Below are 3908 nucleotides of genomic sequence, written 5' to 3'. Positions count from 1 at the left end.
GCGTAGCCCGACCGCTCCTGCGGTCATTGTGGACGCGGAGCGTCCAGGGAATGTTCCCACGCAGAGCGTGGGAACAATAAGACAAATATAACACTTATATCGTGACAGATCCTAAGTCACTGATCTGTTTCTTTTTCAATAAAAAATAAGTGCCGGGGTGCCTGTCCCCACAAAGTGTCCCCATAAAGGGTGCCTGTCCCCACAAACATTCAAGCAGGGTTTTTTTTCTTTTCTTTTCTTTCTTGTTCCCAGGCTCCAGCCTGGGAACGAGAGGGAACCAGGAACGAAGAACCAGGAACCAGGAACCGATCTTAACGACCAGCATGTTGTTCCGAAATTTGTGCTAAGCGCCTAATCCGGAGAACTCATGAGCAAGAATTTGAACCCCATGCAGATCTATCAGCTTTTGAACCAGTCCAACTGCCGGGAGTGCGGGGAACCTACCTGCATGGCCTTTGCTGCTTCAGTTTTCAAGGGACATAAACAGCTTTCTGCATGTCCTTATATTGATAAAGAGACACTGAATAAATATTCTGACCTGGAACCGGCCCGGACAGGCACTGAAGAAAATATGCAGCAGGCCATGCATTACCTGCAGCAGAAAATCCCTGAAACTGATCTGGCCGAGGCCGCCCGGAGAACCGGTGGTATTTTTGAAAACCAAAAACTGACCCTGCAGATAATGGGCAAGAACTTCAGTGTGGACACAAAGGGTGGTCTGGACTCGGAAATACATGTCAACCCCTGGGTCAGCATACCTGTTCTTCAATACATACTGCATGGAAAAGGCAAAGAACCCACCGGCAACTGGGCTCCCTTCAAGGAACTGCCCCATGGCCGGCCCAGGGCGGGCCTTTTTGAGCAGCGCTGTGAAAAACCTCTGAAAAGGGTGGCGGATAACTATCCGGATCTTTTTTACGATATACTGGACCTGTTCGACGCTATGGAAGTGGACAAAGGCTTCAGGGCGGATGTTTCTTTTCTTCTATATCCTCTGCCCAGACTGCCCATGATCATCGCCTGGTGGTATCCGGCGGAAGACCTGGAGTCGGCCCTGCATATCTTTTTCGATGAAACAGCCAAGGACAACCTGGGGGTGGACGGTGTTTTCGCCCTGGGGACCGGTCTGGCCATGATGGTGGAAAAACTGGCTCTTCGGCACGGAGTAAAAGGGTTCATTCCTTTATAAACACTTTTGCCAGGACAGATCATGACAGACGAATACAATACAAATGACGGTGAACAGGAAGCCTGGGCCATACTGCAGGGCCTGGATCCGCAGCTGGTAAAAAAAAGGACCCTGGCCGGGTCTGGGGCAGGTTCAAAAGGTTTCAGCCTCATGTGCCTGGGCCGCAAACTGGACATCGACCCGGCAGAGCGCGTTATAAGCACCCATTCCAGGCAGGCCCAGGTCCTGCTGCAGGACCTGGGCTGCTATACCCGGCTGTCCATTCTCAGGTATCTGGTGCACTGCCCTGAAGAACCACTGCACAATGAGTGGATCAAGCCGGCAAGCATTCCCGGAGGCAGGATATTTGACCAGGGGACCCATGTCCTGCCTCTGAATGAACCGGCCGGGCTTATTCAAAAAAAACCCGGGAGCGCAAAAGAGGCATGTGCCGGGCTGGGCGGCCAGCTTCATGGCAATGGCGACCTGAGCATGATACTTTACCCCATGCCCCGTTTCCCGGTCCTGTTTATCTTCTGGTACGGGGACGAGGAGTTTGCACCTGTCGGCTCAATCCTCATAGATGCCCTGTGGCGGGATCACCTGCCAGTGGACATCACCTGGGCTGCAGCAAAGCTCTCTTTTGAAATGCTTTTTAACCAGTTGAAATAATACGATATGTTCAAAGATCATAATACATGTCCCGCCCCAGAGAATATGCCTCATCCAGGTATTCCGGGTAGTTCTGGACATCGTTCGCCCCGTCCAGGCCACGAAACAGCAGGCTTCCCCAGAGCTGCATATCCAGAACATCAAAGAAATATCGTACGCTTAACACTGCCCCGTCAAAAAGCCTGGCCCCCCTGGTGGCCCCTGCGGAAATAAAAAGCCCCTTGCGCTTTAGCTCTTTTTTTCCGGGCTGCTCCTCATCTATCCAGTACTTGCGAACCCACATGGACTGAAAACGGTCCATGAAAGCCTTGGTATGAGCGCTTACAGAGTAGAAAAAAATTGGCGAGGCCAGAATAAGCCCCCTGGCTTGCAGTATCCGGTCCCGGACTTCCTGGAAATCATCCTCAATGGCGCATTCTCCGTCCTTTTGACATTTGTATATCTCCAGGCAGGGGGATATCTTCAGGTCCCGGAGTACATACTCCTGCACCGAGGCTCCACTGTCCCTGGCCCCCTGCACTGCTCTGGATAAAAGTGCAGCAGTATTTCCCTTGCGCCTGGGACTGCCGTATATGGCTACTAAATCGGACATGACATTACTCCTTAAACTTTATACAGACTTATGAACTTCTAAGGCGACTATGCCCGCAACCCAAAGAAGAAGATTATTGAACCACAAAGACACGAAGGTCACTAAGTTTAAAACAGTAAGTAAGGAGGGTATTTTTTGAAAACCGGGCAACGGTTTTTAAAATGGCTGCCTTTTCATTTGCCGTATTCCCGGCAAATGAAAAAAACAAAACCCTTTGTGCTTTCTTTCTTTGTGTCCTTTGTGCCTTCGTGGTTCATACTTTCTTGTTTTTTATGACAGGGTTTCAAGAGTAAGTCTAATATCTACAATTTCAGTTCAGTTATTTCAGTATGTTGCTGTCACACAATTTTGGATTCATAAAGGCTTTTACTCCCCTGCTCCCATACACCCATACGCCCTTACCTGCATACTTCCCGAGGCCTTGGAACCGATGGAAAAAGGCTGACATCAGTATGGGGGATAAACCTGGCCCCGGAAAACCTGTGCATGAATTCCTGGTTCACGTTCAGCTCGATATAGGTTACCCTTCTGGCGGCATCCATTATCCTCTGCCTGAAATCACAATCTGTTATGGCCCGCACGGCTCCCTTCAAAGATGTATTGCCCACCGGATGGTACACGTTCAGGGGCAGATCCGGAAGCATTCCCAGGACCACGGCCTTTTCCGGATCTATGTGTCTACCGAAGGCTCCGGCCACGTTTATCCTGCCCAGGTCCTCAAAAGACAGGCCCACCTGCTGCAGAAGGGTGCTTAAAACCGCATACATGGCAGCCTTGGAGCGGATCAGGGCATTGATATCCGACTGGCGTACCGTCACCGGCTGCCCATGGCCGCTCTGCTCCCCCTGCACAACTATAAAACAGGGATTGTGCTCGTCTTCTATAAATCTTTCTTTCATGGACTCGGGCCTGAATTTACCCCGTGTATCCAACATGCCGGCCAGATACATCTGTGCAGCCAGATCAATAAGCCCGGATCCACAGATGCCCAGAGCAGGCTCACCGCCGATGGTTGAATAATCCAGGAATTGAGAATCCGGGTCAATGCTGACCTTGTCTATGGCCCCGGGACCGGCCCGCATCCCCATCCTGGCCACACCGCCCTCCAGCGCGGGACCGGCAGCCCCGGCGCAAGCCAGGAGCCAGTCTTTGCCTCCCAGAACCACTTCAGCATTGGTGCCCACGTCAACAAGCATGCCCGGCTGGTCCTCAAGGTCCAGGTCACAGGCGACAATCCCGGCCAGGAGATCCCCCCCGAAATAACTTCCTGCGCTGGGAGCGACCCACACAGGGCAGGCCGGGCAGATCTCCAGGCCCAGGTCCCTGGCCCGGAAAATATCTACAGTATTTGCAATCGGGATGTAAGGTTCCCTGCACATATGATAAGGGCTGAGCCCCAGCAGAAAATGGGTCATGGCGGTATTTCCGGCCATGCCCAGGGCCATTATATCCTTTGGAACCATTCCGGTCCGGCCT

At 52.0% G+C, this 3908-nt stretch carries 4 protein-coding genes; 2 read left to right on the top strand and 2 right to left on the bottom strand.

The features are described 5' to 3' along the window. The first annotated feature begins 367 nt into the window (after positions 1 to 367). Positions 368 to 1189 carry a DUF3786 domain-containing protein gene (locus tag QZP87_RS12730; protein WP_291323300.1) on the top strand — a complete coding sequence of 274 codons (822 nt, stop codon included), beginning with the start codon at positions 368 to 370 and terminating at the stop codon, positions 1187 to 1189. 21 nt (positions 1190 to 1210) lie between these two features. Beyond that, positions 1211 to 1840: a DUF3786 domain-containing protein gene (locus tag QZP87_RS12725; RefSeq protein WP_291323299.1), complete on the top strand. Its 630-nt coding sequence runs from the start codon at positions 1211 to 1213 to the stop codon at positions 1838 to 1840. A gap of 10 nt (positions 1841 to 1850) precedes the next feature. Here the strand turns inward: QZP87_RS12725 and QZP87_RS12720 are convergent, their stop codons facing one another. Together QZP87_RS12720 and QZP87_RS12715 are read right to left on the bottom strand one after the other, a co-directional pair. After that, positions 1851 to 2432: a flavodoxin family protein gene (locus QZP87_RS12720; protein ID WP_291323298.1), complete on the bottom strand. Its 582-nt coding sequence runs from the start codon at positions 2430 to 2432 to the stop codon at positions 1851 to 1853. 398 nt (positions 2433 to 2830) lie between these two features. Continuing rightward, a partial coding sequence (locus QZP87_RS12715; RefSeq protein ID WP_291323297.1) for an ASKHA domain-containing protein occupies positions 2831 to 3908 on the bottom strand: 1078 nt, incomplete at its 5' end.

It is taken from the genome of Desulfonatronospira sp. (assembly GCA_003563255.1).
In the GTDB taxonomy this organism is placed as follows: domain Bacteria; phylum Desulfobacterota; class Desulfovibrionia; order Desulfovibrionales; family Desulfonatronovibrionaceae; genus Desulfonatronospira.
The sequence above is the reverse complement of the archived record's forward strand: the minus strand, read 5'-3'. Positions and strand labels throughout refer to the sequence as shown.